Raw genomic sequence first — 6,216 nt, 5'->3', positions numbered from 1 at the left:
CGGCAGCTATATTTTCAACTCCTACACGAAAATTAGCAAGATCAGAAAAATCGTTGAAACATTCTTCAACACAATTTTCTCCATTCCAAACGATATTCATATGGGAAAGGAGCGCGATGAACTTCGGAAGGAAATGGCCGAATCCATGTTTTATAGGGTTTGCTTTTTCGATGTCAGTGTCATTGCCATGTACGTACGCCCATGAAACGCGTGATCAAAGCAAATTACTGCTTGTTTACCAGTATAGGCACGTGCAATTTTAATTGCATTTTCTACTGCTTCCGCGCCTGAATTTAACAGGAATGATTTTTTTTCAAAATTTCCAGGCGTATGATAATTTAATTTTTCACATACTTTGACATAGCTTTCATAAGGAATAATAGTAAAGCCGGTATGGATAAATTTTTCAGCCTGAGCTTTGATTGCATTTACTATGGCATCAGGAGCATGCCCTGTATTCACCACGCCAAACCCAGAGGAGAAATCCAAAAATACATTCCCATCCACATCTTCCAAAAAGGAACCTTTTGCTCGTTCCACAAAAATGGGAGTCGCGTGAAATGGTCCCTTCGCAATATGTTTACGACGTTGCTCCATCAATTTTTGGGATATTGGCCCCGGTATTGAAGTTTTAATATTAATTTGCATTTTTAGTACCAACCGATTGGTGTTTCATCAAGGTTAATATTCACTTGCTTGACTTCAAGGTAACTTTCGATTCCATATAAACCCAGCTCGCGACCTGATCCGCTTTGTTTGTACCCTCCCCAGGGCATTTCATTAAACGTGGGATGATAGTGGTTTACCCAAAGAATTCCAGCTCGAAGATGAGAAGTCACTCGATGAGCGCGATTAATATTCTTGGTCCACACAGCAGCAGATAAACCGTAATCCGTATCGTTTGCAATGCGAATTGCTTCTTCTTCGGTGTCGAAAGGAATCACTACGAGTACAGGGCCAAAAATTTCTTCACGAGCGACGCGCATCGTAGGCTTCACCTCATCAAAAATAGTTGGCTCAAAAAAATTACCTTTCGCAAACTCACTACCGCCAGGGCGTTTACCACCACAGAGCAATGTTGCACCTTCATCAATTCCGATCTTGACATAAGACTCTACTTTTTCACGGTGCGCGTCCGAAATTAATGGCCCCATTTTTACCCCAGCTTCTAAACCATGGCCAAGTTTGATGTTTGGAATTTTTTTCAACATTTCTTCCACAATTTTTTTGTGGACAGCTCGCTCCACTATCAAGCGAGAACCTGCAGAACATACTTCACCTTGGTTTGCAAATGCCCCAAATAGAGCGCCATCAATTGCCATATCAAGATCACAATCTGCAAAAACAATATTTGGATTTTTTCCACCAAGCTCTAAAGATATTTTTTTCAAATTCCCAGTAGCAGCCTGCATGATTTTTTTTCCAGTTACTGTTCCCCCAGTGAAAGCAACCTTATCCACCATAGGATTGCTTGCTAATTCTTCCCCGACTTCAGCGCCTGGACCAGTTATAAGATTCACAACACCTGCTGGGAATCCGCATTGATCAATCAGCTTGAATAACTCCAATGCAGTCAACGGCGTTAGTTCCGAAGGCTTTAATATGACTGTGTTTCCTGCAGCGAGTGCTGGCGCAAGTTTCCAGGCCGCCATAAGTAGCGGGAAATTCCATGGAATAATCTGTCCACACACTCCAATAGGTTCGCGAACAACATAGCTAAAAGAGTTCGCAGGAACTGACATCGTTTCGCCATGAATTTTAGTAGTAAGTCCTCCGTAAAACTCAAAACAATTGGCAGCATCTGTTATGTCAAATTCAGCTTCAGCCAGAGGCTTTCCGCAATTTCGTGTTTCCAACTCTGCCAACATTGTGGCATTAGCACGAATCAGTTCAGCAATTTTAAATAAAAGTTTACCCCGATCAAGAGCCAGTGTGTTCCTCCACTCTCCTTCATCGAAAGCTTTGCGAGCAGCTTTGATCGCAAGTATTGCATCTTCTTTGGCGCTCTCTGGCACTTTTGCAATTAACTCGCCATTACCTGGATCAATAATGTGGCGAGTAGCCCTGCTTTTAGCTAGGGTAAATTTCCCATCAATATACATTTCATATGTTTTCATCGGTTCAACACCTTTTTCTGGAGTGCAATTTGCTACTCGAATTGTTCCCTGCAGCCATTATTGGTGGATTCCATTAAGCATATCATTTCACTATCTTTCTTCAAGTAGATTAAATGGACAATTCCGATGGAAATGGGATGCTGTTTAGAGTTATTTCTTGGTTTGGAAGAATAAGCCAAGCGCAGCTTGGATTCAAAAATCCAGCGAACTGATCTTGGCGATTAATTCTTCAAATTAGTAGGGCTGCAATCGGCACATAATCCTTTAATTTCTATGGTGCAATTTATAATTGAAAATTGAATAGAGTTAGCCGATTCGATTATGGAAGTGAAATCAACAAGGCACTCTAGCTCTTTGGCAAAATCGCACTGATTGCAAATGAGAAATTGAGCTTGTCCTACATGATGTCCATGTAGACAAGCAACATAGGATTTAAGGCTGTCAATGCAATGAATAAAACCTTCTTGATGCCAAAACTGAATAGCCCGATAGACAGTAGGTGGCTTGGGGTTCTTAACTTCCATGGATAATCTTTGCAATATATCATAAGCGCCAAGAGGCTTTCTCTCAGCCACTAGTATTTTGAGGACACGCTCTCTTGGCTCAGTAAATCGGTAGCCACGATTCATACAATGCTTATAAGCCTTGTCCAGTAAATTATGTTTCATCAATTATCTTTAGGTCTAATAGTTAGCGAACATTATATTATCATAATTCCAACACCATTGATTATTTCATAGAAACGATTTGATGTCTAAAAATTATTTAATGTTTCTTGTTATTCGACAATTAAATGTTACAATGTAACATTTTTGTGGGTTGGGATGTACGGTTCTCTTAAGCATCTATCGCCCTTTCGAATAGAGGAAACCAATGTATTACAATAATTATCGATTTCGCCTTTCAGATGATGCCCAACTTCTTGACCTGGAAAAAGCCACAGAGAAAATTGAACAAATTTTGAACAAAGAGAAAGGCTTAGGCTTAGTAAGGGTAGCCATTGATTTGACTAGTCCTAATAAAAGCATCAGCTTGTTGTGTGAATCCAAAGATGATATTACCGTGCAGGCTCAAGTGACACAGCTTTTGTTGGAGGAAGGGATCATTATCCGCGAAAACATGGAGGTAGAAGCACTTTACGATGAGGAAGAAATAGAGCATCAACCTGTACATGCTTCTAAGCACAATCATTCTGGCCGCATTAAAAAGCGCAGAAAAACCGAAAAACACAATCACTCTCATAAGCATCATCACGATCATTCTCATGGGCATCATGGGCATCATGGGCATCATGGGCATCATCACGAAAATCATTGGCTTAAAGCGGTATTAGGTTTAATTTGGGGAGTGGGCTTACTTGTTCTTTCTATTGCAAGCTTTAATATTCCTCTTATTGCCTATTATATCATAACAGGGCTTACTGCGCTGATGACATTATATTTGGGAAGTACCGTTTATCGCTCAGCATGGCAGGCATTGCAAGAAAAAAAATGGGATACCACAACTTTATACTCGATTAGTACACTAACCATCTTTGCTGTGTCTATTGTCAGTTTGTTTGTTCCTGGATTACCCATGATGTTCGAAGCAGCACCTCTTGTTTTAGCATTTTGGCATTTAGGTGAAGGAATTGAACATACCTTAATCGGGGAAATCAATAAAAAATTAGATGTGCGCGATTGCATACCTCCACTAGTCCTCTTAAAGGGAAAGCCAAATAAAGAAATTTCGGTCAAAAAATTAATTCCGAATGATATTATTATAGTTAAAAAAGGAAATGTGATTCCCGTTGATGGTGTATTAACAAAAAAAGCGCTACTTTATACTACACGCATTGATGGCTCACCTCATCTTCAAGAGTTTAAGCCAGGTGATGTTGTGAAAGCTGGCATGTGTTTAGCTGATCATATTCCTTCATTGGAAATGCGCGTTACTAAAACTTATCAAAACTCTTATCTGTCATTAATTGCAAAAAATATTAATAAGGCTAATGATGAAAAAGCCCCTGTTGAAATATTCGCAGATAAGGTATTGAAATATTTTATTCCTGGTTTGATCGCAGTAGCAATTGTATCAGGCATCGTCATAGGCTCATTATTTAACCCTGCACTTGCCATTCAATGTGTTGTATCAGTTCTCGTAAGCGCCTGTCCTTGTGCCTTAAGTTTGATTACGCCCCTCGCAGTTAAAATCGGCATGAAAAAAGCATCTGACAATGGAATTCATTTTAACAATGGAAAAGCATTACAAGCGGCAGCTGATGTTGATACTATTGTTTTTGATTTAAATGGCACACTGACTAAAGGTCAAATTGAAGTCGACACGTTGCATATCGATGATAAAAAATATTTGAGTCATATCGCGTTATTAGAAAGTCAATCCGATCATCCAGCAGCAAAAATTATAAAGTCTTATATAGAAGAACAAGGCGCTGTTACAAGCGAAGTACTAGAAATAACGTCCATTGATAAAAGTCATCATTCTGGCATAAAAGCCACGATTAATGGAGAGACATTCATAGTGGGCAATAAGGATATGCTTTTAGCAAACGGGGTGGCACATATCGATACACCTTATGATAATCCTGAAAATGGCTCCATTTATATTGTCCGAGACAGAACAGTAATAGGACAAATTGCCTTAGCTGATCCTTTGCGAGAAGATGCCTTTACAACAGTGAAACAATTAAAGCGTCTTGGTAAAACAGTACATATGTGTACAGGTGCAGATAGAGCCTCTGCAGAAAAATATGCCGCATTATTGGGTATTTCTAAAGATAACATTTGTGCGAATACTGTAGGCGCTGTCAGTAAACCTGGCGAGGTTTCCAAAACAAGTTATATTCAAAAGTTAAAACGCAGAGGGTGCAAAGTCGCTATGGTAGGTGATGCCGCCAATGACGCCACAGCAATTGCCTATTCAGACATAGGCATTGCTGTTAAATCAACCATTGGTGACAGCATCACTGAACAGCAGGCAGACATAGTCGTACAGCAAGGATTATTATTCCCTATTGCTACAGCATTCGATGTGTCAAAAAAGACCAAGCAAAATATTTTCCAAAACCTGTTTGTGAGCTTAACGTATAATTCCGTAATTACCTTAGTGGCAGCAGGGTTGTTTGTTGCGTTAGGTTTTACGCTTAATCCTATACTTGGTGTTGCCCTGATGGTACTGGAATCTACGATCATTTTAACGAATTTATACCTTTTTAAACAACAAAAAGTTGTGTCTGCAAAACCCAATGATAAGAAGGTAGCTGAAGAAGTCACTGAAAATACAACATCAAAGGTTTTGAATGCTTTAGGTTACCAACCTAAGGCAAATTTAACTATTGAATCGGACCCTAGGACAGCGTGCTCTAAAGCCGGCAATTTATTTGAGCCTAAAGAAGATAGCTCTTCTAATCTTTCTGTGGTAATAAACGAGATGAGGCCCGCATTATGCTGATTTGCCGAGGCAATGAGAGGATTATTCGCTAAGATTGGGCCCTGCCAGCATCCCCAATTTTTCGAATTCCGAACATACTATGCAATTAACCTGGCTTTTATGTAAGCCCTCTATTCTTAGGGTATGCCAGGTTTCATATCATCGCTGGCTTCAGTTGACGCAGATTCATTTTGTTCCATATTACCTTGCCAAAGAAAGAATCTACCACTCATAGGATTAAATTCAACATGGGCTAAAGAGCACTGTTCCTCAGCAAATTCTTCCCAAGTTAAATAACATGGCTCTTCGAGCTGATAATCCGATAAATTGGTCCCGGGGAGCAATTTATTTATGAATCGATCTCCATATAATAAGTTGTAATATACAGAAATAAAATTTTGATACTCTTTAAAAGACAGATGGGCATAATTTCTACTTCTAGAATCGTAAAGAATTAAAAACAAATCATCTATTGTCGCTGTTGATTCTAGATCAAGAGTAATTGACTCTGGATTGTTTTTCTTGCTAATTATAAATTTCATTCGTAATGGTTAACCAAAAATAAGTTATACCTCATTAATATATTTTAAATAGTGAGAAATCAATATATGGTCTATGAATTTTAAAGGTCGATTGGGAAGATTTGACTCCTATAATTCTCATGATTGAT

Annotated in this window: 4 protein-coding genes and 1 pseudogene; 1 reads left to right on the top strand and 4 read right to left on the bottom strand. The window is 39.0% G+C overall.

Going from position 1 to position 6,216, the window contains the following annotated elements; translation table 11 throughout:
• From OK13_RS02435 to OK13_RS02425, 3 genes and pseudogenes are all read right to left on the bottom strand, one after another.
• Positions 1-676: pseudogene (locus tag OK13_RS02435) on the bottom strand (aminotransferase class III-fold pyridoxal phosphate-dependent enzyme); the annotation flags it as partial.
• Entirely contained in the window at positions 651-2,117 is a 1,467-nt protein-coding gene (locus OK13_RS02430; RefSeq protein ID WP_035887294.1) for an aldehyde dehydrogenase family protein, read from the bottom strand. The gene OK13_RS02430 and the pseudogene OK13_RS02435, both read right to left, overlap by 26 nt.
• Before the next feature lie 221 nt (positions 2,118-2,338).
• Positions 2,339-2,785, bottom strand: coding sequence for a Fur family transcriptional regulator (locus OK13_RS02425; protein WP_035887291.1), 447 nt, complete (start codon positions 2,783-2,785; stop codon positions 2,339-2,341).
• Positions 2,786-2,990: 205 nt separating this feature from the next.
• On the opposite strand from OK13_RS02425, the gene OK13_RS02420 reads away from it, so the two are divergent.
• Positions 2,991-5,567, top strand: a complete 2,577-nt coding sequence (locus tag OK13_RS02420) for a heavy metal translocating P-type ATPase (protein WP_052117529.1) — start codon at positions 2,991-2,993, stop codon at positions 5,565-5,567.
• 116 nt (positions 5,568-5,683) lie between these two features.
• On the opposite strand, the gene OK13_RS02415 is transcribed toward OK13_RS02420, so the two are convergent.
• Positions 5,684-6,088, bottom strand: a complete 405-nt coding sequence (locus OK13_RS02415; protein WP_035887288.1) for a hypothetical protein — start codon at positions 6,086-6,088, stop codon at positions 5,684-5,686.
• Positions 6,089-6,216: the final 128 nt, after the last annotated feature.

It is taken from the genome of Legionella norrlandica (assembly GCF_000770585.1).
Taxonomy (GTDB): domain Bacteria; phylum Pseudomonadota; class Gammaproteobacteria; order Legionellales; family Legionellaceae; genus Legionella; species Legionella norrlandica.
The sequence above is the reverse complement of the archived record's forward strand: the minus strand, read 5'-3'. Positions and strand labels throughout refer to the sequence as shown.